Here is a 24583-nt window from a genome sequence, read left to right as displayed (position 1 = left end):
GCTGCCGCCCGGTCAGCAGAATACAATCAGGCGATCAGGGGTGGTCTGGGCCGGAATACTTCTGGTGGATGCCTGGTATTCAGCCAGCACTGTTTTTCCGGAGATATTCCCGGAAAATACCTGACCATTAGGAAGAAGTACCGGAGTATTCGGATCGACTGTGAGCTGGAGTGCGTTATCTGTGCTTACGAAATTGTCATTAAACTGGCCGAGATAAAACTGACGGCCGGAGGATTTGGCCAGAAGAACGGCCTGGTAGGTAGGCGGATAGATGAGGAGGACCGGCGCGTCCCTGTCATAGAAAACAGTGAGCTGATCGCCGGGCCGGATCGTCTCATTGTCCAGCACATAGGTATCTCCGGTAAAAGTGAAAAGGACTGTTCCCTGGTAATAGGTCTGGAGAGTCAGGCTCAGGCGGCAGTCCTGTTCTGTCTGCGCCTCGGTTCCTGAACCGGATACTGCAGAGGGCTGAATCTGGGAGACAACCCCTGTCATGGAAAGATAAGAGCTCATATGCAAACCTCCGCGTTATCATAAATTTTAAGTTATGCAGCTATATAAGGATATTAGGAAGCGGGGGAAAACATGACAGAAACTGGAAACTGTTTTAAATTTTTTCGAGCCTTAGGAGGCTGGGAAATCTGCAGCAACAGGCATAAAAATATCTCATTTCTTTCATAAATCATCATACCATAGATAATGAAAAAGGGGCGTGTGGAGAGAGAAAAAGTGAGAAAATTCTGGCTTAAATTATTAAAAAATTATAAAGAATGAAAATTTTGCTATTAGTATATATTGACAGAATTTTAAAATGTGCTGTAGTAAAGCTAGAGTAACAGCATGTTTCGCTTATAGAGAGAGGAGGTATGCGTATGCTGGAAAGACGGTACAGTATTTCCATGAACGGAAGAACACAGCCCCTTCCCATCTCGGCTCTGATGCAGGCCGCCAATCTATTTGGCTGCAATATCTACATAGCTGCAGGACCGGAACACTTCAATGTGAAAAACTATGACGAACTCCTGAGGGGGATTCAGCCGGTCAGAAGAATTTTGATTCTTTGCTTTGATGGAGCAGATGAGAAAGAAGCGGAAGTGAAATTCCAAAACTTATTCGGAGGTTTTTTAAAAACAGCATGAGGACGAAAGAAGGAAATGAGCGGTAGCAGCCTTGGATTTGAAAAAGTTCCAGGGCTGCTTTTTTTTGCCGGAGAGGAAGAGCTTCTGCGGTAGCAGTTGTATTTTTTTGCCGTTTTTCTTATAATAGAGATAAAGTTTGCCTGGTCTTTCGTGAGAGAACAAGTAAAGCAGTGTGAAAAGAGCAGAGCAAAAATCAGGAGAGTCAGGAGAGAAAGGAACAATCTATGAGGGAGACAGTGCTGTTATATAATTTTAAGGATGCGGAGCGTCTGATGAAAATCAGGCAGGCGCTGATGCCGTTAGGCTTCCGTCTGAAGGCAGTGGCGAAGGAGGATTACCTGAAGCCAGTTGGCTTTCTGGCCGGGTTAAAGGATATAGAGGACAACGGGATGGTCTACGAGGGAGAGGAGTTTGAGGATGAGATGCTCCTCATGGCAGGCTTTACCTCAGCCAGGATCGACACTCTGATACTGGCGCTCAGAAAGAAAGGCGCAGGCAGAATCAACTATAAGGCAGTTCTCACAGAAACAAATAAAAACTGGGATTCTGTCAGCCTTTTTAAAGAAATAAAGAGAGAACACGAATATATGACAGGGGAGGGGAAACAGTGATGAAGTACAGAAAAATCGGCAAAACGGGGGCAGAGGTGTCAGCCCTAGGCTTCGGCGCAATGCGGCTTCCGGTAAGGGAAGGAAAGGTAGACGAGGCCGAAGCTATAAAGATGATCCGCGCCGGAATTGACGGGGGGATCAATTACGTGGACACTGCTTACAGGTATCACGAGGGGGTCAGCGAAACGGTTGTGGGTATGGCCCTTCAGGACGGCTACAGGGAAAAGGTATGGCTGGCAGACAAGAGCCCGGTGTGGCTTTTGGAAAAGGAGGGGGATTTTGAGAGGATTCTGGACGAGCAGATTGAAAAACTGAAAACCGATCACATCGACTTCTACCTTCTCCATGCTCTGAACCGCAGCCGCTTTGAAGAGAAGGTAAAAAAATTTCATCTGGTGGAGCGTATGCTGGAGGCAAAGAAAGCGGGAAAGATCCGTTTCCTTGGCTTTTCTTTCCATGATTCGCTGGATGTGTTTGAGGAGATACTTAATTATACGGAACAGTGGGATTTCTGTCAGATCCAGTACAATTACATTAACCTGGATCACCAGGCAGGAATGAAAGGACTGAAAATGGCGGCTGACAGAGGGCTCGGGGTGGTTGTCATGGAACCGCTGCTTGGAGGAAAGCTTGCAAACCTGTCGTCCCACGTGGCGGAATGTCTGCCGGAGGGAAAAACGGCGGTGGAAAGCGCATTTAGCTTTCTCTGGGATCAGCCGGAAGTCAGCCTTCTGCTGAGCGGAATGAGCACCATGGAGCAGGTACAGGAAAACCTGCGCCTTGCAGACCTGGCTGCAGTGGGAATGCTGAGCCGGGAGGACAGGGAGGCCCTTTTAAAGACCAAGGAAGTGTTTGACCGGATGGCTCTGGTAAACTGCACCGCCTGCCGCTACTGTATGCCCTGCCCCTTTGGCCTCGACATACCAAAGACCCTCGCAGCCTGGAACATGACAGCTGTAGACGAGGATGAGGCGGATAAGTTTTATGGGGAGCTGGAGGTGAAGGCGGATTCCTGCCGGGCCTGCGGACACTGTGAGAAGGAATGTCCCCAGAGAATCTCTGTCAGCCAGGTGATGAAACAAATTGCCGGATACTTCAAAGAAAAGCAGGGGGCGTAAAAGAGCCTGTCTGGCGAAAGGGATCGGAGCAGGAACGGAGCATTTCGGAGAGATGAAATGGAGGGGTTATATGCTGGAAAAAATTGATCTGGAAAAGAAGATGGACAGGGAGGAATACCGGAAGGCAAGTGAGGCCATGGGCGTGCGCCTGGGAGCTGTTCAGAGAGAACTGAAGGAGAAAAAGATTCCTGTCATTATTGTATTTGAAGGACTTGGAGCTGCCGGAAAGGGAATTCAGATTAACCGTCTGATAGCCCCTCTGGATCCCAGGGGCTTCGAGGTCTACGCAAGCCGTCAGACCGGGGAGGAGGAGCAGATGCGCCCCTTTTTGTGGCGGTTCTGGACGAAGACGCCGGAACAGGGAAGGATTGCCATTTTTGACAGAAGCTGGTATCGGAAGGTGACAGAGGAGCGGTTCGAGGAAAAGCCCGGGCAGCAGGAAATCACAAGGGCCTTTGAGGATATTCTCTCCTTCGAGGAACAGCTCTGCGACGGAGGGTTTGTGGTAATCAAGCTGTTTTTATGCATCTCCAAGGAGGAGCAGAAGAAGCGCTTTAAGAAGCTGCGGGGGAACAGGGAAACTGCGTGGAGAGTATCGGACAGCGATCTGGAAAGAAACCGCCACTACGAGGAGTACCTGCATATCAATGAGGAGATGCTGGAAAAGACGGATACAAGGCGGGCCCCCTGGACCATTATCGAGGCCACAGATAAAAATTATGCCTCTGCAAAAATTATGACTGCTGTTCTGGAACGGCTGGAGTATGAGCTTGAAAAAAGGGAAAGCAGGGACAGGCATGGAGAGGAAGCCATGGGGCCGGCGTTCAGAGACGGTTATAAAAACGGAGTGCTGTCCGGTGTGGATCTGACAAAGACCATGGATGGAGAGGAATACCGCAGGCGCCTTGATGCGGCCCAGAAACGTCTGGAATTTCTCCACAGTGAAATTTACAGGCTGAGAATCCCTGTAGTTCTGGGATTTGAGGGCTGGGATGCCGCCGGAAAGGGAGGGGCGATCAGGAGACTCACAAGCCACCTGGATCCGCGAGGCTACCGCGTAAATCCTACGGCTGCGCCGAATGATGAGGAGAGAGTTCATCATTATCTCTGGCGGTTCTGGAACCGTATGCCAAAGGCCGGCCACATTGCGATCTTTGACCGGACCTGGTACGGGCGTGTGATGGTAGAGAGGATTGAAGGCTTCTGCAGCGAGGAGGAGTGGAGCCGGGCTTACCGCGAGATTAACGAGATGGAGGCTCACATGGCAAACTTCGGAGCCGTTGTTCTGAAATTCTGGATTCACATTGATAAGGACGAGCAGGAGCGCAGGTTTAAGGAGCGGATGGAAAATCCAGACAAGCAGTGGAAAATCACAGATGAGGACTGGAGAAACCGCGCCAAGTGGGGCGAGTATGAGGAAGCGGTCAACGAGATGCTGGTGCGCACCTCCACCACATATGCGCCCTGGATTGTAGTGGAGGGAAATTCAAAACGCTATGCAAGGATCCGGGTTTTAGAGGCAGTGGCAGATGCGCTGGAAGAGAAGATACGCGAAAAAAAGGAGGCCGGAAAACAGGAGAAGAAGGCCAGAGAGCACAAAGGAAAGTAGAAGAGACAGAAAACAGCAGAGAAAAGGGGAAGACAAGAGAGGAACGCAGGGCAGGAGAAGGCCAGAAGAAGGGGAAAACGGAAAGAAACGAAAGGAAGGCCTCTTTCGATATCTTTAGATAAAAGAGAGGCGGGAAGCAGACACAGGATGAAGCATGTAATTGTAATCGGCGGAGGAGCCGCCGGAATGATGGCAGCGGCAGCAGCGGCGCAAAACGGCTGCCGCCCTGTCATCTATGAGAAAAATGAGAAGCTCGGGAAAAAAATTTATATCACAGGCAAGGGGCGCTGCAATGTGACAAACGACTGCGATATGGAAACGCTGTTTGACAGTGTGGTGACCAACCGTCGTTTTTTGTACAGCGCTTTTTATGGATTTACGAATCAGGATATGATGGCCCTTGTGGAAGGGGCAGGCTGTCATCTGAAGACAGAGAGGGGCGGCCGGGTGTTTCCCCAGTCGGACAAGGCCTCAGATATTATCCGCGCGCTGACGAAAATCTTAAAGGATCTGGATGTGGAGATCTGCCTGAAGGAGCCGGTAAAGGAGCTTTTAATTGAGGACGGCGTCTGCCGGGGAGTCGTTTTAGAGCGCCAGAAGAAAAAAGTTTATGCTGATGCGGTGATAGTGGCCACCGGCGGCATGTCTTATCCGACAACTGGTTCTGACGGTGACGGCTACCGGTTCGCCAGGGAAGCGGGGCACGCGGTGACAGAGCTTTCGCCGGCGCTGGTTCCCTTTACCACAGAGGAGGATGTGGTGAAGGATTTGCAGGGGCTGGCTCTCAAAAATATCGGGATCTCTGTAAAGAGAGGGAAAAAGGAGATTTACCGGGATTTTGGGGAGATGCTGTTTACCCATTTCGGTGTCAGCGGCCCTGTGCTTTTAAGCGCCAGCAGCTATGCGGCAAAGGAGCTGAAAAAAGGGAACCTGACACTGACCATCGATCTGAAGCCGGCCCTCTCCGAGGAGCAGCTCGACGCCCGCATCCTCAGGGATTTTGAAGAGGCGAAGAATAAACAGTTCAAAAATTCCCTGAACCGCCTTCTGCCCTCCAAGATGATACCCGTGATCATCGAGCGAAGCGGCATTGCCCCGGAGAAGCCGGTCAACGAGATCACCAGGGAAGAGAGGAGACGCCTGACAGCCTCTGTTAAGGGCTTTACCCTGACCTTAAACGGGCTTCGGGGATTTGGCGAGGCCATTATCACCCAGGGAGGCGTCCAGGTGAAGGAGATCAATCCCTCCACCATGGAGTCGAAGAAGGTAAAGGGACTCTACTTTGCAGGGGAGGTTCTGGATCTGGACGCTGTGACGGGAGGATTTAATCTTCAGATTGCGTGGTCTACGGGACATCTGGCGGGGGAGAGTGTTGGGCAGGATGTTGATTGACATTTATAAGGGAATTTAAGACATTTAAAGGGAATGATGCGAGTCGGAAAGCTGAATTTTTTTACATTTATATCGGAACTACCGGTTTTGGAAAGCCTTATAAAATAAGGATTCCAAGAGAAAAATGTACATTTGTAAAGGAATTATGAGAGTCTGATGCCAAAAGGATTTTTTACATTTATATCGGAATCAGAATCGTGATTTTTTTACATTTACAAGGGAATTAAGCGCTCCAAAAAAGGAAAAGGAATTATAGCAATCTGGCACGAAAAAATTTTTACATTTATATCGGAACTATGTTTTAGGTATAAAGGGCCGGGCTGTTCGCAGTTTGTGAATGGTCTGGTCCTTTTTACGGAAAAAATCCGTTTAAAGTGAATTGCAGGTTCAACACAAAAATATTTTGTGGGTGTATAATAAAGACTATCTCAAGGAGGCAGCCGCAGATAAGATCGGATAAAGGATGAAGGCAGATTATAAGGTGGGGAATATGATTCAGTATAAAGGATATGTAGGCAGCGTTGAGTTTTCAGAAGAAGACGGGATTTTTTACGGTAAGGTTATGGGAGTCCGATCCTTGATCTCTTATGAAGGAGCAAATGAGAAAGAACTTCTTAATGACTTTCACGCTGCGGTAGATGACTATCTGAAAACGCGCGTGGAAGAGGTAAAAAGGAGCTGTATCATTAAATGACATTAAGGGGTTATAGCAGACAGAAGGTGGTAGATGAATATATGCAAGATTACAATCCATATGAAAAACATGAGCCGCTGCAATTTGATTTACGGGGATATGCACAGTATGTTAAAGAACGTAATTTAAAACCAGAAGACATAACACTAGAAATTCTTGCTTTTTTCTCGAAACAGAAAGAGTAAAGGAGCTATTATGAGAAATTGGTTGATTATGGATAAGATTCAGAAACGTATAGTCAGAGCTGTTGCGGCGGAAGAAGAACTGAAGGATGCGATTATACTCACAAAAGCGTTTGGTCATAAGACCCTGGAGGAACGGTCAGCTGAATTCGGAGAAAACTTAAATCTTGACGGAGAATATGCTTGGGGTGAATCAGTTGGAAAAGAAGTGCGGTAATACCATTGGTATCAAATCAAAAAGATATTTGAGGGAACTAAACATAACAAAGGTTCAGAGCCATATTGTAAAAAGTATCTCGACAGAAGAAGCACTGAAGGATATTATTCCCTTCCAGTACAGTCAAGAAGTGTTGGCAGGACGAAGCAAGATCATATTGACGGTGGATCCTGATTTTGAAGAAGAGAGGACGTAAACTATGACAGACTGTAAATCGCCGTTGGAAGTTATTATGTCGCATGAATATTGTTTTGGGGATCTCGGTGAAGAACTGGAAAAGTGGAAGGACAGAAAATTTCCATATAGAAACAAAGTTAAAAAACCAAAAATCATGCAGCGCATCAGAAACCGAGGAACAGATAGAAAATCCGGGTCTTTATGAAGCCATATATTAAGGAAGGGGATAACTTGAAAGTTGCCGTGATGGAACTCAGGCTTTACGCACCGTGGGTTCATTCATTAAAGGAAAAGCGAATGGTGGTAAAAAGTCTGCTGGGAAAGATAAGAAGCCGGTATGCTGTATCTGCGGCCGAAACGGGTGAGCAGGACATCCACCAGACGCTTGTGATCGGCGTGGCGGGCATAGTGGCTCATGCCGCTCAGGCGGACAGTATGATGGATGATATCCTGGCCTTTGTAGAGAACAGTACGGAGGCAGAGATTGTTTCCGTGGAGCGGGAGATCAGATAGGAAAAGTAAATATGTGGATAAACAGGGTGAAATCCTCCGGGAGATATTGGTCTTTCGGGGGATTTTTTCTGTATTTTATGGAAAGAGCCGGGATGGTAAGAGGACGGTTTCTCCGGATTAAGGAACTTGTCCTTGTGTATGAGTACATCCAAGAAATATTTGCATCAATCAGCAATCGTATATTTAGAAAGCCTTTCTTCTCTCACAGAATGCCGGTCAAGATTTGCAGGGACTCTTCCTGCAAGGGCACCAGAGATGGAATCAACAGAGGAAATATTGGGATTGATTAACTTTGCTCTTGGAGATGTTTCAAAGCTCTTCACGCTCTTGACATAATATTGGCATTCGCCCGTTTCCCATATAATCATCCGTAAACATGTTTAGGCTGGTGAGAAATCCAACCCAATGACTATTTTGGGGAGTCAAGACTACAATGTCGCCGATTTTGCTCACAAATACCTCACTGCCAGTAAATCGACAACTCTGCGGTAATTGAACTGCTTGACTTCCTTCGTTTTCAAATAATTTTGCTGTTAGCATCAAACATCACCTCTTGTTACTAAATAATATATGCTATTTCAACGATTATTTCAAGTAAGGATTCCGGGACAGAAATTCAAAATTTGTAAATAGTTTGACCTTAAGACTTTATTGAAGCAGGATTTAATTTGTTCCTCAAAACAATAAATTGGAAAGATAATGGAGTATAATCGCCTTTTTGAGGATTATTATGCTATAATATTAAAAAATTATGATGTGTGACCAATAATTACCAAATCAGGTCCATAATCTACATATACAGAGTATATAAATGTACTTAATCGACATAACCGGTCGAACAATGTACAGAATGGAGGAACTGTATAAAATGCGTACAATAGATTTGTGCAGCGGAATCGGAGGAATACGGCGAGGATTTGAACTGGCCGGGGACTTTGAGAATGTCCTCTCTGCGGAAATAGATAAATATGCCTGTCAGACTTATGAACACCTGTTTGGTGATGACGCACGGAACGATGTTACAAATGACGAGTTCCGGAAACTTGTCTGCAGAACAGATTATGATGTACTTTTGGCAGGATTTCCTTGTCAACCGTTCAGTAAAATAGGTTTACGTGAAGGATTTAAAGATATAACAAAGGGAACTATTTTTTTTCATATTGCCAGGATTATCGAGCAGACAATGCCCAAGGCCATTTTCTTGGAGAATGTTGAGAATTTGGTCAGCCACGATGAAGGAAGAACATTTCGAATAATAATCAATACATTAGAGAATGAACTAAATTATCATGTGATCGGAGTAAAACGGAAAACAGACGGAACACTGTCATACGATAAATCCTCATTTATACGTAATACGAGAAACTTTGGTCTTCCTCAAAACCGACCAAGGGTATATATTGTGGCATTCAGCAGAAATTATTTTGGAGAACATTTGAAACTCATTCCGGAAAGAACGCCGGAAAAAAGTGAAAAAGTGATATTTAAGTCTGTAAGGGATATACTTGACGTTGACGTATCAGAAAGATTCTTTCTGTCATCAGGCTTATTGAAAACACTGGAAGAGCATAAAGCAAGGCAGAAGAGAAACGGGAACGGTTTCGGATGTAGGATAGCCAATGCTACGGAAATTGAGTGCCCGATTGCAAGCACGATTCTTGCCACTGGAGGATCTGGAAAAGAAAGAAATCTGATTTATGATCCGATCAACGGAAAAAAATATGCGGGGATGGATGTAAAAGGGAAAAAATCTCCGATCAACGAAAAATATATCCGAACAATGACGCCTGCGGAATGGGGAAGACTGCAGGGATTTATCGGCTATGCTTTTCTTGATGAAAATGGAAATGAGGGATTTTCCTTTCCAGAAAACATGTCGAATCAGCAAAAATTCAAACAGTTTGGCAATTCCGTTTCGATACCTCTTATAGAAGAAATGGCTCTGTTTATTAAGAAATGCATAGTTGTTATGACTGCTGCCTTTTCGGAAGATGAGAAGAGACGATATGAGATTCCCGGACCTCAGCTGAAAATGTGTCTGGAACTTCAGGAAACATTAAAAGAAAATCTCAGACCTCAAACAATTGAAAAATGTTGCAGGATAGTGTCAGAATTGGGCGTTTCAAATGAATTCTGTGCGCAGGACATAAGCAATATTCTCGGAGTATCACAGATGACAGCATATAATTTTCTTCACAGGCTTAAGCAGGCTGGCTGTATCAGGAGAGAAAAACGTGGATATGAACTGGAAAACAAGAAAAATCATTTTGCGGTGAACGTCTAATAAGAAGGAGGTGGAGAATGTAATGAATGTAGAAGATCTGAACAGAAGTCTAAAAAAGTGTGATATATATTTGGAAAATCAGATTATTTCCAAAGAACTCATTCTCCAATCCTTTTTAGCATTTTTGTCCGGGGAAGCTGGGAAAGGGGAGAACAGGGGCAGTATTATTCTGCATGTGGGATCACCATGTTTTGATGCGGCAGCCATTGTATGGGCGGCCTTTGCGGTCATTTGGGGTAACGGTACCGATGTGGATGGGATTGTTCGTTCTCTTTCGCCTGGAAGTCCCGTTCTTTACGAAAGAAAACGCGGTGAATTTCGCGGGATTGAAACGGATAGTGAAGGAAAGGAATGGGCGGTTATCGGGCAGGGCGGTTCAAGCATTAAAAAAATCGGAAGAAAAAGCTGGGCGGCGATTATGCCCTATCAGGGAAGTTCCAATCGATATGACGGCCGCGGAATCCGTTCGGGAAATGGGGCGAGAGAAGAGTTTCTTGCCGAAATACTGGAATGTGACAGAAAGGACATACCGGGAATCACTGATGCCTCCATTATCATTGTCATGGACCGTCACAGAGCGGGGCGGTACATGAAGGGTTTAGAGATCTGTTCCGGAAGTAAAAAAATTAAAATTTTGGATCTCGTGACGGCTTCCTACTTTACAGAGGAAAAAGAATATCATTATGGGGGCAATATCGGGAAAAACGAGGCAATGCTTAAATTCACATCCAGTGTTTCCGTCGGACTGAATATGACATACGAGACGGAAGGAAACAGCCATCTTGGAATAATGGTGTGCGGGAACGATTTGATAGAGCGCGGGATCACGGAAATTCCGCAGGTTATGAACAGGGAAAGCCTGGATTTTGCTTTTTTGATTGGCGGGATGGATTTTTCAAAAGGGGAAGAACTTGTTTCTGCTTACCGGGAAGCGGGAGTTTTTGCGTGTACGAAGGACTTTCTTTTGGAAAACACGCTTCCGCCAAGAAACAGGAATGAATTTACGGTGGAACTGGAGCGGCAGACGGGGGCGATTATTGATCGGGAAATAAGGACAGAAATTCTTCCGGGCGAAATAAGCTGGCAGGATTACAGGGATTTTAAATTTGCCGTTCGTCTGATCAGACAGGATGAGCTGGATGAAAGCGAGAAGGCGGATATAGTCATTCCGGCGTGGTCACTGATGAAACTTTTCATGACGGCACCGTTTTCGATCAATGAACTTGAAAAGGAGATTCATGACGGAAAAATAGCGGTTGATGATCCTGCGGACAGACTGGAGGAATTGGAAAGAAAGATTGAGCTTTTACCGGATAATCTCAGGAATGTCGGAAAGAAGATGATGGAAATCCTGACAAACATGTATTATGTCAGGAGCGACGGTTCTCCGAAGATGGACCGTGTAAGGCAGTATGTCAAAACGCGAAGAAGAAAAAAACTGGCGATTATTGTCCCGAAGGCGTATTATGCGGACATGATTTGGAAATATGTCCTAAGCGATTTTGACAGGGATTATTCCGGAATTGAGGTTGTTTCCGTAAATCGATTTGACGGGAGCCGTACATATGACGGTATTCTGCTTGTCGGGAATATCACAGGAAGGCATTTTGACGTGTTTTGCTGTACGGCTGCGGCGGAAATAACGGTTCTTCTTTATGAACCGGAAGCTGCGGTTTTCCGGGCAAGAAAAAGAAGGGGATTGGGAAAGGACAAACTTTTTAATGCAAGACAGAGCCTTTCCGAAGAGATGGCAGAAGAAGACTCGGCGGATGAGAAACTGATGTGCGAAGAGGAAGAGGTTAACCGGTCTGACGAAGAAATTATTGGATATACCGAAGAGGTTATCCGAATAAAGTTTGAAGCCATGGTTCATCGGGAAAATGGGGATTCATCTGCTCCGTCGGCAGATGTTTCAAAGCTGGTGAGATTTGAAGACGGGGAAGGTGCCATGCTTACGCAATATTACAAGGCATACGTATTGAATGAGGAAAAGGATGAAGTGGTTCAAAAGGAAATTGACGCCCTACGTCCGGGAGACAGCATGGTATTTATGAACAGGGATAATAACACAAAGGATATAGTGGATTACATACTGAATGAGATAATCCGTTCGGACGTAACGGGGGGAAAAACGGAAAAAAATTATGAGATGTCCAAGCGATGGAAAAATGATCTTTCTGCGTACATGGAACGGACGGGAAAAACTCCACAGCGGATCGCGGAAGAAATGATTGCAAATGGTACCGCCGTTCAGCCAGGCACCATAAAAAATTGGCTTAACGAAGATATCCATACGGTAGGACCGCAGAAGCCCGAAAATCTGGAACAGATCGCTCTTTTGACTGACGACACGGAAATGTTTGACCATGCTTCGGAATATTTTGAAGCATGCAAATACATAAGAAAGGTTCGTAAGAGTATTTTAAAGGAACTCGGTACAGCCATTATTAGGAGACTGGAGGGAGAAAACGTGACGGGAACTTTGATTCCTCCGGAAGTTCAGGAAAGGTTGGACACGCTTGCAGTAATTCTTCGAATTGAGAGTATTGTAAAGCTGGATAAAACGGTGCCGGCGTATATGACAAACAGACCGCTGGATCTTGAGGGAGGAATTTAATGATGAGTGTTAAAAGTGAGATGCTTGGCGCAAGGGATGAATTTATCTCCCTGGTAAGAAATGAACTGCTGGGTCCCGGTTCCGAGGTTTCCGTTCCGGATGCGGAACATGAACTGATAACCACCTCTCCGGAAAAAAGATATTCCATAGGAATACTCTTTCCCCAGGGAAACAGGGTAAAAGCGGATAACGGGGATGTTGACCGCGATTCCGAGGAGGATGAAGCAGCAGATGATTTTGAAATGAGTGACGAGGAAACCGTGGCAGAACCGGAAGACAATGTTGAAAGAAAAGCGGACATAACGGAAAAACAGGACAAAAGTGATGATGCGGATGATGACCCCGATTCGGAGGACAATCTGGATGAGGAAGTAAGCCTTGCGGCCCAAAACATGCCGTCTTCCTTTGGAATTTCCTTTTTTGTTAAGGGCGACACGGATGCTGTACGAATGTCCGTTAAATATGGTACATACAGGAAAGCGCGGCTGACGGACTGCAGGATTCCATTTGTTCTTGCACGGCCGGACGGTTGGGCCGTACCCGAAGAGATATCATCATACATTGTTTATGATAATTCTGAAAAGTGTCTGAAAATGTGCAGGGGGTTTAACCGGGGAGAAGTAAGAAAACTGAAGGAACGGGATCTTTTGGACACGGATGACGATCATATCATCGATAATATGTATAAACTTGCGGATCAACTGAAAAGAGGACATGTCAGGGAGCCGCACGAATATCATGATGTTGTTATCCGGTTTGGAAACTCTGATTATGTGGAATGTGCGGAAAATCTGGATTCGGATCTGGTAGGCATTACCGCCCTTCGGAGGGAAATGGAGAACGGAAGTACATCCCTTACGATCATGCTGGTAAACAAGAGAACGGGATATGCCACGGGTGAGAACTGCGTATTTCAGCCGGAACTTAAGATTGACACATCCGACAATAAGTTTAAATTTATTGAATATGCCGGAACTGCCGACTTTAATATTCTTGATGAGGAAGAAAAGTCCCTGGAACTGCAATACAGAAACAAACATGTGTACGGAACCGGTCTTGGGACGGCCGTAAATTGGAATATTAACGAAAAGGGAGAGGGGGTCATCAGAAATGACTTTTTCCCGGAGGCGGAGGTGCCGTCAATGGACTTTAATCTCCCTGAAAACTGCGGGGTTGACAAGAGAACACTGTCCATGAAGTATCTTTCCGATCTTGACGATACCGGCAAAGAACTGAAAATAAGAGATTTAACAAGTCTTGTGAGCTCCTATTCAGCATGGATTGACGGACTTTGCAAGCGCATAGGAAATCTGGAGAATCGATTTAAGGCGGTGGCAGAGAGAAATCTTGAAGGATGTCGTGCTGCATGCGAAAGGATGCGGAACGGAGTTGCCATACTTGAGAGCAACGACAGGGCATGGAGCGCATTTCAGCTGGCAAACCGGGCAATGTTTATGCAGAGGGTTCAGCTTGTCATACAGAGAAAATGGCCGTCAACCTTCCCGGATGAGAAGGAATTGTCCGGTGTACTGAAAAGCTTGGATTACCGAACTGCAGATACGGAATTCCCGGAAGACAGGTATGCATGGAGACCGTTTCAGCTTGCATTTATGCTCCTTGATGTTGCATCGGTTACCAGCGAGGAATCAAGGGACAGATCCGTGGTGGATCTGATATGGTTTCCTACCGGAGGAGGAAAGACGGAAGCATATCTCGGTCTTACTGCAATGACAATTTTTTACAGACGTCTGCGTTATCCGAAGGAGAGTGCCGGAACATCGGTCATTATGAGATATACGCTCAGACTTCTTGCCGCTCAGCAGTTTACCAGGGCTTCAACACTGATCTGTGCATGTGAAGTAATCAGAAAGGATTGCTGTGCGAAAAATCCGCGTTACCCGGTATATACGCTGGGAAAGACACCGATTACAATAGGACTTTGGATCGGCGGGGATCATACGCCGAATGAGTCGAAAAAGGCAAAAATACATTTGGAAAAATTAACTTCCGCGACGGAGAACAGCCTGGGATATGCCAAGGAGACTCATAATAAGTTTCAGGTTCTGAAATGTCCATGGTGTGGGACGAGGATGGTAAGGGAAACGGATTCAAAGGGGAAAATCCGGGGCGAATTCGGTTACAGAATGCGTGGTGGAAACAGATTTGAGCTTTTCTGCACGAGACAGAGCTGCCAATTCGGAGCTGGACTCCCGGTTCAGGTTGTGGATGATGAACTTTACAGGGATCCGCCGACGCTGCTTTTTGGAACCGTTGATAAGTTTGCCATGCTTCCTTGGAATGAAAGGATCGGGAATTTCTTTGCGCTTGGAAATGACAACAGGGCTCCAGAGCTTATCATACAGGACGAGCTGCATCTTATATCCGGACCCTTGGGAACAATGGTGGGACTTTACGAGAGCGCCGTAGACGCCCTTTGCCGCCGGAAAGGAAATGTCACGAAAATCGTGGCATCGACTGCAACGATCAGGCATGCGGTTGAGCAATGCGCGGCTCTGTACGACCGGGATGTCAGCCAGTTTCCGGCTCCGGCGCTTGATGCGGAGGATTCATTTTTTGCCAGGGAATCCAAAATTGATTACGGGCATGAGGTGTTCGGGAGAAAATACGTCGGACTTATGCCTTCGGGAAAGACAAAGGCCATGATGGAAATCAGGGCCATGGCGGCAATGCTCCAAAAAGCAAAGGACATGGATCTGCCGGATGAGGTTAGAGATAAATTCTGGACGTTGACTGCCTATTACAACAGTCTTAAGGATCTTGGAAAAGCCGCAACGATGGTGGATGATGACGTTAAGGACTTCATGAAGAGAATGTGTTATCGCCTCCGCTCCAGTGCAGAGGTAAGAAGCATTGGAACGGCCGATGAGTTGACAAGCCGTGTGACCACAACGCAGTTGAATCATACTCTGGACAAGCTGGAAAAGGTATGTTATTCGACGGAGCGCATAAAAAAACGTATGCCGCCGTATCCATGCAATGTTCTTCTTGCAACGAACATGATTTCAGTCGGAATAGATGTGGCCCGGCTGAACGTAATGCTGATTGTCGGACAGCCAAAACTTACGAGTGAGTACATTCAGGCATCCAGCCGCGTGGGACGCGAATATCCCGGTGTGGCATTTGTCATGTATGACGGGGGGAAGAGCAGGGATCGGTCACATTATGAACAGTTTCGTTCCTATCACGAATCCTTTTATCGGCATGTGGAACCGACGGGGGCGACCCCGTTTTCGGGACCGTCAAGGAAGAGAGCCCTTCATGCCGTACTGATTGCATACATAAGGCTTTCCGAAAAGTTATTGTGCGGGGAAAACGATGCGGTCAAATTCCGGTGTGAGGAATACGGCGAAACCGTCAACAAAATCTGTGATTTTATTGCGGAACGCTGTGCGGACATCAATCGGAGGATAAATCCATACATGGAGGATGATTCCGAAGCGATACGTTCGGAAATGAAGGAAATCCTGAAAAAATGGGAGGAACTTGCTCAGGAGGCAGAAGAAGGTTTTTGTTACGGAAAGAAATTTATGTTGAAAGGCCCCGATGGTCCGGGACAACGCCTGATGAAGACATTCGGAACATTCCGTGATGATCCGGCATTTGAGACAATGACTTCCATGAGAAACGTCGATGTCATGGTTCCGGGCAGCGTTATTAATTGGAAGGAGGGAAAATAAGCATGGACGTAAGGTCAATTGAAAAAATCAGGCTTAATTCAACATCGCACTCGGTACGTGCCGCACAGGCGGTACTGCAGTACGGCGTTGGCGCGATGGTGGATTTTCCGTCACAGACTTTGATGACCGCGGCACCGGAATACTGGGAGGATGAGGTTATCCCAATTCACGATGAACGTCTGGAAAAATCCCTCGGAGTGCGGTATTTTGGGATGCCGGCCGGAGGCAAGAATCGTGACGGAATTTCATATGCCCGTTTTCCCGAATGGTATTTTTGCCCGAAATGCCGCCGATTTCAACCGCTTTCGAAATGGATTGCGGAGTATAACAGTCAGACGAAGGAAAGGGATAAAGTTAACAATCCCGATATGAGCCGCAGGCTGAGATGCCCGAGGGATCATGTGGAGCTGGTGGTGGCAAGAATCATTACGGTTTGCGAGCATGGACATATAAATGATTTTCCGTGGGTAAAATGGACACATGCCAAAAATTTCGGCGGGGCTAAGGATGTCTGTGAGAATCCCTGCCTGGAGTTTAAAACCAGTCCCGTAGCTTCGGAAGGCCTGGAAGGCCTCAGTTTAAGGTGCAGAACCTGCGGTGCCGCAACAACCCTGAACGGTGCATTTAATGAAGGGGAATTCGAAAAACTGGATAAAAAGTATCCTGGAAAATACAATTTTACGTGTGACGGAGGACATCCGTGGAAAGGGGTAAGGGATAAAGACTGCGGCTTGTATCCAAAGGTGCTTCAGAGGGGAAGCTCATCGGTATATTTCCCGGTAACCGCGAGTTCCCTTGTGATTCCACCGTTTTCAAATATAATTAATCGAAAAATCGAGGATAGCAGGCTGTACGATGAATTCAGAAATGCAATAAAAACGATAAGGACCATGAGGGGAATACCCACTGAGGTGATGGAAGAGAACATTTTGTCAAGTGTTGAAGACTACTCAAAAAAGATAGCCGACAATATTGGCTGCGAGAAAGGACAGGTAAAAGAAATTCTTGAACGCCGCCTGCTTCCGGACAATGCGGTTAACTATGATACGGGAAGCATTGAATACCGCGCGGCCGAATTTGACGCGCTTTCCGGGAGAGCATCCGTGGAGGGCACGAAATATGATGACTTTAAGCGCGTGCCGACGGATATTGCCCGATATGACATCCCATTTGTAAAGGAGATCTCCCTTATAGAAAAAATACGGGAAGTTCAGGTGCTGTTGGGATTTTCAAGAATGGAGCCATTCCCCGCATCAATGATAGGAACAAAATCCGACAGGTTTGTTTCCGCAAAAGAGAAAGAGACGGAATGGTATCCGGGGTATAACGTGTACGGTGAGGGTATTTTCATTGAATTTGATAATGACGTGATAAATGCGTGGCGCAGTGGAAATACAGCCCTGGAAAAGCGTGTGCGGATTCTTCAGGAAAACTATAATAATTCTTTTCTTGGAAGTCAGCATCCAAGGAGAATTACCGGAAAATTCCTCTTGCTGCACACAATGTCTCATTTGCTTATCAAGCAGTTAAGTTTTGAATGCGGGTACAATATATCCTCGCTGAAGGAACGAATTTATTGCGGAGAGGCGTCTGAGGGAAAAGAAATGGCCGGGATTTTGATTTATACTGCCAGCGGGGATTCGGAGGGAACACTTGGAGGCCTTGTACGGCAGGGAAGGTATGACACGTTTCCGCGGATATATAAAAAAGCAGTGGAATCCGCCGTCACATGTTCCAATGATCCGATTTGTCTGCTCAGCAGCGGACAGGGAAGGGATTCTCTGAATCTTTCCGCATGTTATTCCTGCGGACTTTTACCGGAAACCTGCTGCGAGGAATTCAATGTGTTCCTTGACAGGGGAGTTATTGTGGGAACGTATGAGAACAGGAAACTTGGTTTTTTCCGGGAACAGCTTTATGAAAATGCGGGCTGGAAAGCATGTGAGGGCAATTTGTCAGATAAAAGGATGGAGGAAAATAATCCGGAATTCGGGAGCCTTATCATGGTAGCGGGAACGGATATGAGGGAAGAGGACTGGTCTTCCGTTCTTTCGGATATTTTCCAGTTTGCGGAAACGGACGGAGAGCGTGAATTTAGCAGGCGGCTTACCGAGAATGGTCTGCTCAGAGGAAGAGAAATGCCGTTTCGCGATGTGAAATTTACCCTGTCAGGAAACGCAACTGAATGGGAGTGTGATTACTGTTGGCCTGAACAGAAAATTTTGTATTTTTCTTACGGTCAGGAGCCGGGGAGGGATGCTGCGTCTGCAGCCGGAATGAAATGCATTTATGGTCCTGACGGATATACGGAGAAAGCGGAGAAGATTATTAAGGGGATGAAATGAAATGGCGGTAATGATTCCCGAAAAACCGAACAGATTTCATCCCGGAAGTCTGGAGGATGTGATGTTTGAAGCTCTTAAAAGGCTTCCGGATGAATACACGGTTTTTCATTCTTTCAGAATTACCAGGATAAAAGATGGGACCGTTTATGAAAGTGAGACGGATTTTGTAATTTTTCACAGGAAGCAGGGAGTTCTTTGCCTGGAAGCAAAAGCGGGAGCCGTCACGTATCATGGCGGACGGTGGTTCTATGGAAACGGTGAGCCAATGCATAACGGTGGTCCGTTTAATCAGGCGGCTTCAAATAAATGGAAGCTGATTGAGCTTATCGGGAACAGTCGGCTCCGCTATCTTGCGGATCGCATAAAGTTTTTGCACGGAGTATGGCTGCCGTCACTTTCAGCAGAGCAGATAGACTCCATTCCCATGCCGCCGGAGGGTGACCGTGCAATTGTGTTTGGTGCCGAAGCGCTTGATAATCCGCTTCCCTATATAGAGGCACTGTTTTCATTGAATGTCCGATCAGGGATTATTACCAATTTAACTGAAAATGAGTCTGAAAGGCTTATCATGGAAATATTATGCCCTGAATTCAATGTATTTCCTTCCGCCAATTTTGATACGGATTTGAAACACAGGGCCTTTTACAGGATGCTGAATGAACAGGCGGGCATTCTTAATTTTCTTTCCGAACAGAGGACGGCCGTCATTAACGGAGCCGCTGGAACGGGAAAGACCCTTATTGCGGTGGAAAAGGCACGTCGTCATGCCGCTGCAGGCGGACATGTCCTTTTTCTTTGCTACAACGCAGAACTTAAAAAACATCTGATCTCCTGCTATGGACATTGCATGATCGATTTCATGACTCTGGACGGTTATGTGTGCAGACTTTGCGGAACGGCCAGTGCCGATTATGGAATGGCCGAAAAAAAACTGAAGGATTATGCCGCTTTCGGAAGCTTTCCGTATAAACATGTTATTGTGGACGAGGGACAGGATTTTGGTAGGGATGCCATTGAAGAGACGGGAATTCTTCGACTGCTTCATGATGCTGTTATGGCTGTATCGGATCATGATTCTTCATTTTATGTATTCTACGACAGGCTCCAGACAGTTCAAGCCGATAAAATTCCAGAGTTTATCAGGGAAGCGGACTGTAAGTTGACCTTGCATCGCAACTGCCGGAATACGGAGAATGTATGCAGGACGTCCATGAGTTTGATCCGGCAGGATATTAATACGCTTTTTCTTAACAGTATTGCAGGGAAAATTCCCAGGTTGCATTTCTGTGCGGCTTCAGTTCCGCAAATAAAAATTGTGGATGGCATAATAGATGAATTGAAGGAAGCCGGGATTGAGAACATTGTAATTTTGACGCTTGAAACGGAAAGGGACAGCTTCATGGGAAACTATGCGGCCTTCGGAACGTATGGAGGTTGCCGTTTTACAACTTGTAGAAAATTCAAGGGGCTTGAAGCAGATGCCGTAATACTGGTGGATTTTACGGAGCAAACAGTTTTGAAGAACACTCTTCTTTTTTATGTAGGCGCATCCAGAGCCCGTTTGCGTCTTGAAGTGGTGACGGATATGGATAATGCTGCATGTAGCCGTTTTATGAAAAACGCAGTGGGACAAAGGGAATTCAGAAGACCCATGAGAGAATTTGCTTCACTTCTTAACTGTACCGCTATTCTGCATCATTGATTCGGAGGAAATGGACGGAAGATGAAAAGTAACGTAAGTGTTGAACGCAGTGAAAACATGCGCCGTATCCGCTCGAAAAACACAAAAATTGAAATAGCCCTTCGAAAGGCGCTTTGGCACAAAGGGTACAGATACAGAAAAAACTATGAAGCCTTGCCGGGAAAGCCTGATATTGTCCTTACGAAACAGAAAATTGCAATATTTTGTGACAGTGAGTTCTTTCACGGAAAAGATTGGGAGATCCTGAAACCACAGCTGGAGCATGGAAAGAACGGAGAATTTTGGATAAAAAAAATTTCCAGAAACAGAGAACGTGATGATGAGGTCAATAAACAGCTGCTGTTTCTCGGATGGACGGTTATAAGATTTTGGGGAAAGGATATTATAAAAAATACGGATGAATGCGTAAAAGTAGTGGAGGAAGTGATATTTGATAACATGATTGCACAGAATTCAGTGCCGGAATATTGGCCGGAAGAAGAGAAATAATTGTAAAAGAGAAAGGCAGTGAAAGTGCAGTTATAGTTTATATATGGGTAAGAAGTTTCTGTTAATATGGCCGTTGAACATATGTTAATCCTCCGATTTTCAGCGGACTGATTAACAATTAGTGGTTTGAGTGATAAGTCCCCACCCCGCAGGGAGCACGGGATTGAAGAACCTATTTATCCTTATGCGCCAGTCCCTTAACGATTGCCTTCACATTCTGAAGGCTGGCCTGATCGAGATGCTTCAAGTCCGCCAGAATTTCCTGGTACTCACCGGGATACCGGTTTCCTTCCTCAAAAAATTCCGCAGGAGTGACGCCAAGGTATTCGCAGATATAAAAGAAAACCTGCATGGACGGGAAGCCGTTCCGATTTTCGAGCGCATTAATGTAACCGGCACTCTGCCCGATGGACAGGCTCATGTCCCGTGCTGATACGCCTTTATTCGCTCTCAATTCTGCCAGCCGTTTGTAAAATAAATCTTCATACATATGCGATACCATCCTCTGTATGATTGTACCCTACATACTGACCTATTATATCTTGGTATAGTATATATTTTTCTTGATGTATCTGATTGTACAAGATATAATGGACTATATGATGGAATCAAACAGATACAGGGGAGGAAAGCAGTGTGAGGATAGAGAGGCATTATTACACGGCATCAAAACGTGAATTTGATGAGGCAGAAGCAGAGGTTCGGAAAGAACGTGAGGCGATGACTGAGGAAGAGCGCCAGGCTGAGAAGCAGGAAAATTCGATTGGCTGGAAGAAACTGATGGATCGAATGGAATTGGAACGGCGGCGATGCAAAAAAGTCAGTAATCCAGAGAAGACAGAATACTTTAAGGAATTGTCCATTATAGGATTGGAGTTGGCTGGAAAAATTGATGCGGACATTGTCGTGGAAAGCAATGAGGAGCATGGCTCTATTAAGATGGTGACCGGGTTGATACTGTTTGGAGAGCCGACCAGGAACGCCGGAAAAGAGGAGTTGCTGCTGTTGCTGAGAATGGCGGATGACGTGCTGATCCGGCCGAAAGGGGAGGCGTTCGAACTCGATTTACGATTTGACCTTTTTGACGAAATGGTAATTTAAGCTGTACACCAGTCATAAAACAAGAAAACAAGAAATACAGGACAAATAGAGCAGGCGAAGCGACTAATTTCGTCTGCTTTTTTATTTTTTTGAAAGAAAAAACCAATTTTGGCCTTATCGCGCCCACAATTATAGGTAGAAGGATTAATCGTGAGGAGGGATAACATGGGCGGATCGATAAAAGTTAAAAAGGAATGCATGAATAACTGTAAAGTGGCGAATATGCTGACCGTTAACAAGGGGATGGCGGAAAAACAGATGATCCGGGTTTCCACCCTTCCCAGCCGGAAGGTCGTAACCTTGGTCAATCTGTGTCAGGATAAAAACATACAGCTGTCATGCAATGATATTTCTCCGTATGATATGGCTGTCATGGATGCGTTCTATACGCTGTATAAAAGCGGATACCAGACATTTTCACTGCAGACCGTCATCCGGGTCATGTCCGGCAACATGGACCAGGACATTACGGCACAAAAAATCGCCAGGCTGAAGGAAAGCGTGGAGAAACTGCGGCTTATCCTGATTACGATTGACTGTACGAATGAGCTGAGGGCCAGAAAATTAATCGAAAAGAATGAAACAGCAAAGTACCGGAGCTATTTCCTGCCGGTATCAAGCGTGGAAATACAGTCCGGCAATCAGACGGTTGTGGAAGGGTACAGGCTGCTGGAATTGCCCGCACTTTATGCATATGCCGAAAGAATAAAGCAGATGATTAGTGTCCCGATCGAGCTGTTGGCTTCCACGGGAGGGTTCCTGCCGGATACGGATGAGAATGTTATCCTGAAGCGGTATCTGCTGAAGCGGATTGCCCGGATGAAAAAGGAAAAAGCCACAGTCTACAGCCGCCGTATCCGTTATGAGTGGTATGACAGGAAAGCCCAGCGTGAAAAGGGAATGTTTGCCGAACTGGGGTACAGGGAGGAAGATTTTGCATCAAGATCCTCCTGGCTCAACAAACGGGCCAAAGTACATAAGGTGGTCAAACAGATACTGGATGCCTTCCGGCAGGCCGGTTACATTGCGGGATATTCAGAAACCAGGGAGGGAAATACCATTACGGGGGTGGAGATCCTGCTGGGGGAGACCACCGAAAAGTGATGATTGGACCACCGAAAAGTGATGATTGAACCACCGAAAAGTGGTGATTGGACCACCGAAAAGTGGTGATTCCCATAAATGCCGTATTGGGTCGATTTTGCTGATAAAATAAGGGTTTTCCGGGTGCCGGTTTTTGGGATGTAGTTACCAGTAGGTAACTGTAGGTAACTGCAGGGCCTGCGGCTCCGTCCGGGCACGGGAGCCCGCCTGCGCCTTGTCCCTTGTGCCCCGGCGGCTGTACTAGCGAAGGCGTAAGGTGATGGACAGTCTGGACCGTAAATGCGGTGCGCTGCCGTGTCTGCCGGTCTGGCGTATTATCCGACGTGAAGGATAATGGCCGCCAACCGTTTATTAAACGAAGTAAAACCATGGGGTTCCGATACGGAGGCGGGTGCGTGTTGCATCCACGCCCCTGACGCCTCCTAAGCCGGACGCATTGGAAGGCACGACGGCCGTTTTGATAAAATGTAAGAAGGAGATGACCATATGACTAACGATGACTTAACTGTTTTCCGCGAACGGAATACGCGGAAGCGTCTGTCCAATGCGGCGGCGCTGATTGGGAAGGCGGATGACGCCGTATTTGAAGCCTGCCGCCCGACCGGATACGCGGAACTGGACAGGTGCCTTGGCGGCGGACTGACTGCCGGACTTCACTGTCTTGGCGCGGTCCCGTCCTTGGGAAAATCAACCTATGTGATGCAGATGGCGGAACAAATGGCAGCAGAGGGGACCCATGTGATTGTGATTTCCCTGGAAATGAAGCCCGTGGATCTGGCGGCAAAGGCTGTCAGCAGGCAGCTTTACATGGACTGGCATGAAACATCCGCAGGTCTGTTAAAGACATCCGGCGAGCTGAGAAGCCGCACGGCCGTTATAAAGCTTACGGGCCGCGAATGGATGGCCGTGGAAGAAGCCGCCGGGAAAGTGGAAAAGCGCAGCCGTACCATCACGGTGGAAGAATGCGGGGCCAAGGCATGGACCGCGGAGGACATCGCACAGTATGTGGAAAAATACATATCCGCATTTGGGGTTATCCCGGTGGTCATCGTGGACTACCTGCAGATCCTTGCCGCGCCGGAAGGAAAGGGCAGCCTTACCGACAAGCAGGCAGTGGATGAAAGCCTACGTGTGCTTAAGTCCCTGAGTGATTCCAGGAAACTGCCGGTTGTCCTGATCAGCAGCCTCAACCGGGAAAGCTACGACCAGCCGGTATCCCTCCGATCGTATAAGGATACCGGGAGCATTGAATATTCCTGCGATACCGTGCTGGGGATGCAGTACAGGGGTGTCGGGGCCAGGGACTTTGATGTTTTTCAGGCACAGGGGCAGAACCCGCGGGAACTGGAGGTCTGCGTACTGAAACAGAGATACGGGGCTGTCGGGATCCGCATCCCTTACAGGTTCTATCCCGCTTACAGCTGTTTTGAGGAACTTCCGTCTGCGCGGAGCGGAAAGCAGCCCAAAGGCTCCAAAAGACAAGCGCAGGATGACGGGATACTGGAAGTTTAAGTGCCGTGGATCGCTGTCATCTAATCGGAGATTTTAATAAAATGTAAGGCATAAGTAATACACGGAGCGCCGGAATATG

General features: G+C 46.7%; 23 protein-coding genes. 20 read left to right on the top strand and 3 right to left on the bottom strand.

Features of this window, described 5'->3' with window-relative positions:
- Nucleotides 1–12 precede the first annotated feature (12 nt).
- Nucleotides 13–513, bottom strand: coding sequence for a hypothetical protein (locus LK436_RS11805; RefSeq protein ID WP_044930666.1), 501 nt, complete (start codon nucleotides 511–513; stop codon nucleotides 13–15).
- Between the two features lie 359 nt (nucleotides 514–872).
- Here LK436_RS11805 and LK436_RS11800 point away from each other — a divergent pair, with 359 nt between their 5' ends.
- The 11 genes from LK436_RS11800 (at nucleotide 873) to LK436_RS11750 (ending at nucleotide 7988) form a co-directional block, all read left to right on the top strand.
- The gene (locus tag LK436_RS11800; protein WP_015574021.1) at nucleotides 873–1139 is read left to right on the top strand and encodes a hypothetical protein; all 267 of its coding nucleotides are present in this window, start codon (nucleotides 873–875) and stop codon (nucleotides 1137–1139) included.
- 224 nt (nucleotides 1140–1363) lie between these two features.
- On the top strand, nucleotides 1364–1750 hold the full coding sequence (locus LK436_RS11795; RefSeq protein WP_008395927.1) for a DUF3783 domain-containing protein: 387 nt from the start codon (nucleotides 1364–1366) through the stop codon (nucleotides 1748–1750).
- Entirely contained in the window at nucleotides 1750–2868 is a 1119-nt protein-coding gene (locus tag LK436_RS11790) for an aldo/keto reductase (protein WP_008395926.1), read from the top strand. The genes LK436_RS11795 and LK436_RS11790 overlap by 1 nt, the downstream gene beginning before the upstream one ends.
- 70 nt (nucleotides 2869–2938) lie before the next feature.
- Nucleotides 2939–4477, top strand: coding sequence for a polyphosphate:AMP phosphotransferase (gene pap / locus LK436_RS11785; RefSeq protein ID WP_044930767.1), 1539 nt, complete (start codon nucleotides 2939–2941; stop codon nucleotides 4475–4477).
- Nucleotides 4478–4624: 147 nt separating this feature from the next.
- Nucleotides 4625–5869 (top strand): NAD(P)/FAD-dependent oxidoreductase, encoded by a 1245-nt coding sequence (locus LK436_RS11780; RefSeq protein WP_008395924.1) that lies wholly within the window; start codon nucleotides 4625–4627, stop codon nucleotides 5867–5869.
- Nucleotides 5870–6359: 490 nt separating this feature from the next.
- Complete coding sequence (locus tag LK436_RS11775) at nucleotides 6360–6563, top strand: antitoxin HicB (RefSeq protein ID WP_227910049.1); 204 nt, start codon at nucleotides 6360–6362, stop codon at nucleotides 6561–6563.
- 26 nt (nucleotides 6564–6589) lie between these two features.
- A complete protein-coding gene (locus LK436_RS11770) occupies nucleotides 6590–6748 on the top strand; it encodes a hypothetical protein (RefSeq protein ID WP_227910048.1) in 159 nt (52 codons plus the stop codon).
- Between the two features lie 10 nt (nucleotides 6749–6758).
- Nucleotides 6759–6962 carry a hypothetical protein gene (locus LK436_RS11765; protein ID WP_008395920.1) on the top strand — a complete coding sequence of 68 codons (204 nt, stop codon included), beginning with the start codon at nucleotides 6759–6761 and terminating at the stop codon, nucleotides 6960–6962.
- Complete coding sequence (locus LK436_RS11760; protein ID WP_147594781.1) at nucleotides 6934–7158, top strand: hypothetical protein; 225 nt, start codon at nucleotides 6934–6936, stop codon at nucleotides 7156–7158. The genes LK436_RS11765 and LK436_RS11760 overlap by 29 nt, the downstream gene beginning before the upstream one ends.
- 182 nt (nucleotides 7159–7340) lie before the next feature.
- On the top strand, nucleotides 7341–7652 hold the full coding sequence (locus LK436_RS11755; protein ID WP_008395915.1) for a DUF503 domain-containing protein: 312 nt from the start codon (nucleotides 7341–7343) through the stop codon (nucleotides 7650–7652).
- A 138-nt stretch (nucleotides 7653–7790) separates the two neighbouring features.
- The gene (locus tag LK436_RS11750) at nucleotides 7791–7988 is read left to right on the top strand and encodes a hypothetical protein (protein WP_166460512.1); all 198 of its coding nucleotides are present in this window, start codon (nucleotides 7791–7793) and stop codon (nucleotides 7986–7988) included.
- Here the strand turns inward: LK436_RS11750 and LK436_RS11745 are convergent.
- On the bottom strand, nucleotides 7962–8192 hold the full coding sequence (locus LK436_RS11745) for an antitoxin (protein WP_008395913.1): 231 nt from the start codon (nucleotides 8190–8192) through the stop codon (nucleotides 7962–7964). The genes LK436_RS11750 and LK436_RS11745 overlap by 27 nt on opposite strands.
- A gap of 328 nt (nucleotides 8193–8520) precedes the next feature.
- Between LK436_RS11745 and dcm the strand changes: the two genes are divergently transcribed.
- Genes dcm through LK436_RS11715 form a run of 6 tightly spaced genes read left to right on the top strand, consistent with a single transcriptional unit; the run spans nucleotide 8521 to nucleotide 20787 of the window.
- Complete coding sequence (gene dcm / locus LK436_RS11740; RefSeq protein ID WP_198006625.1) at nucleotides 8521–9936, top strand: DNA (cytosine-5-)-methyltransferase; 1416 nt, start codon at nucleotides 8521–8523, stop codon at nucleotides 9934–9936.
- Between the two features lie 22 nt (nucleotides 9937–9958).
- Nucleotides 9959–12553, top strand: coding sequence for a DrmE family protein (locus LK436_RS11735; RefSeq protein ID WP_008395910.1), 2595 nt, complete (start codon nucleotides 9959–9961; stop codon nucleotides 12551–12553).
- Nucleotides 12553–16251 carry a helicase-related protein gene (locus tag LK436_RS11730; protein ID WP_008395908.1) on the top strand — a complete coding sequence of 1233 codons (3699 nt, stop codon included), beginning with the start codon at nucleotides 12553–12555 and terminating at the stop codon, nucleotides 16249–16251. The genes LK436_RS11735 and LK436_RS11730 overlap by 1 nt, the downstream gene beginning before the upstream one ends.
- Nucleotides 16252–16253: 2 nt before the next feature.
- Nucleotides 16254–18596, top strand: coding sequence for a DUF1998 domain-containing protein (gene drmB / locus LK436_RS11725; protein ID WP_008395907.1), 2343 nt, complete (start codon nucleotides 16254–16256; stop codon nucleotides 18594–18596).
- A gap of 1 nt (nucleotide 18597) precedes the next feature.
- Nucleotides 18598–20298 (top strand): NERD domain-containing protein, encoded by a 1701-nt coding sequence (locus LK436_RS11720; protein WP_008395906.1) that lies wholly within the window; start codon nucleotides 18598–18600, stop codon nucleotides 20296–20298.
- Nucleotides 20299–20319: 21 nt separating this feature from the next.
- Nucleotides 20320–20787, top strand: a complete 468-nt coding sequence (locus LK436_RS11715) for a very short patch repair endonuclease (protein ID WP_008395905.1) — start codon at nucleotides 20320–20322, stop codon at nucleotides 20785–20787.
- A 172-nt stretch (nucleotides 20788–20959) separates the two neighbouring features.
- On the opposite strand, the gene LK436_RS11710 is transcribed toward LK436_RS11715, so the two are convergent.
- Nucleotides 20960–21277 (bottom strand): helix-turn-helix domain-containing protein, encoded by a 318-nt coding sequence (locus tag LK436_RS11710; protein WP_008395904.1) that lies wholly within the window; start codon nucleotides 21275–21277, stop codon nucleotides 20960–20962.
- 146 nt (nucleotides 21278–21423) lie between these two features.
- Between LK436_RS11710 and LK436_RS11705 the strand changes: the two genes are divergently transcribed.
- The 3 genes from LK436_RS11705 to LK436_RS11695 all read left to right on the top strand — a co-directional run bounded on the left by LK436_RS11705 (nucleotide 21424) and on the right by LK436_RS11695 (nucleotide 24504).
- The gene (locus tag LK436_RS11705) at nucleotides 21424–21888 is read left to right on the top strand and encodes a hypothetical protein (protein ID WP_008395903.1); all 465 of its coding nucleotides are present in this window, start codon (nucleotides 21424–21426) and stop codon (nucleotides 21886–21888) included.
- 165 nt (nucleotides 21889–22053) lie between these two features.
- Nucleotides 22054–22992 (top strand): hypothetical protein, encoded by a 939-nt coding sequence (locus tag LK436_RS11700; protein WP_008395902.1) that lies wholly within the window; start codon nucleotides 22054–22056, stop codon nucleotides 22990–22992.
- Between the two features lie 486 nt (nucleotides 22993–23478).
- Complete coding sequence (locus LK436_RS11695; protein WP_008395900.1) at nucleotides 23479–24504, top strand: DnaB-like helicase C-terminal domain-containing protein; 1026 nt, start codon at nucleotides 23479–23481, stop codon at nucleotides 24502–24504.
- The last annotated feature ends 79 nt before the right edge of the window (nucleotides 24505–24583 follow it).

The organism is Clostridium sp. M62/1 (assembly GCF_020736365.1).
GTDB lineage: Bacteria > Bacillota > Clostridia > Lachnospirales > Lachnospiraceae > Otoolea > Otoolea saccharolyticum_A.
This window is presented reverse-complemented; position numbering and strand designations above follow the sequence as displayed.

Bases quoted from the DNA above. Each gene is read 5' to 3' on its own strand.
- LK436_RS11710 (WP_008395904.1), bottom strand. From the start codon at position 21,277: ATGTATGAAGATTTATTTTACAAACGGCTGGCAGAATTGAGAGCGAAT.
- LK436_RS11700 (WP_008395902.1), top strand. From the start codon at position 22,054: ATGGGCGGATCGATAAAAGTTAAAAAGGAATGCATGAATAACTGTAAA.
- LK436_RS11735 (WP_008395910.1), top strand. From the start codon at position 9,959: ATGAATGTAGAAGATCTGAACAGAAGTCTAAAAAAGTGTGATATATAT.
- LK436_RS11790 (WP_008395926.1), top strand. From the start codon at position 1,750: ATGAAGTACAGAAAAATCGGCAAAACGGGGGCAGAGGTGTCAGCCCTA.
- LK436_RS11805 (WP_044930666.1), bottom strand. From the start codon at position 513: ATGAGCTCTTATCTTTCCATGACAGGGGTTGTCTCCCAGATTCAGCCC.
- drmB (WP_008395907.1), top strand. From the start codon at position 16,254: ATGGACGTAAGGTCAATTGAAAAAATCAGGCTTAATTCAACATCGCAC.
- LK436_RS11800 (WP_015574021.1), top strand. From the start codon at position 873: ATGCTGGAAAGACGGTACAGTATTTCCATGAACGGAAGAACACAGCCC.
- LK436_RS11750 (WP_166460512.1), top strand. From the start codon at position 7,791: ATGAGTACATCCAAGAAATATTTGCATCAATCAGCAATCGTATATTTA.
- LK436_RS11765 (WP_008395920.1), top strand. From the start codon at position 6,759: ATGAGAAATTGGTTGATTATGGATAAGATTCAGAAACGTATAGTCAGA.
- LK436_RS11715 (WP_008395905.1), top strand. From the start codon at position 20,320: ATGAAAAGTAACGTAAGTGTTGAACGCAGTGAAAACATGCGCCGTATC.
- LK436_RS11755 (WP_008395915.1), top strand. From the start codon at position 7,341: ATGAAGCCATATATTAAGGAAGGGGATAACTTGAAAGTTGCCGTGATG.
- LK436_RS11780 (WP_008395924.1), top strand. From the start codon at position 4,625: ATGAAGCATGTAATTGTAATCGGCGGAGGAGCCGCCGGAATGATGGCA.
- LK436_RS11695 (WP_008395900.1), top strand. From the start codon at position 23,479: ATGACTAACGATGACTTAACTGTTTTCCGCGAACGGAATACGCGGAAG.
- LK436_RS11795 (WP_008395927.1), top strand. From the start codon at position 1,364: ATGAGGGAGACAGTGCTGTTATATAATTTTAAGGATGCGGAGCGTCTG.
- LK436_RS11720 (WP_008395906.1), top strand. From the start codon at position 18,598: ATGGCGGTAATGATTCCCGAAAAACCGAACAGATTTCATCCCGGAAGT.
- LK436_RS11730 (WP_008395908.1), top strand. From the start codon at position 12,553: ATGATGAGTGTTAAAAGTGAGATGCTTGGCGCAAGGGATGAATTTATC.
- dcm (WP_198006625.1), top strand. From the start codon at position 8,521: ATGCGTACAATAGATTTGTGCAGCGGAATCGGAGGAATACGGCGAGGA.
- LK436_RS11775 (WP_227910049.1), top strand. From the start codon at position 6,360: ATGATTCAGTATAAAGGATATGTAGGCAGCGTTGAGTTTTCAGAAGAA.
- pap (WP_044930767.1), top strand. From the start codon at position 2,939: ATGCTGGAAAAAATTGATCTGGAAAAGAAGATGGACAGGGAGGAATAC.
- LK436_RS11745 (WP_008395913.1), bottom strand. From the start codon at position 8,192: ATGCTAACAGCAAAATTATTTGAAAACGAAGGAAGTCAAGCAGTTCAA.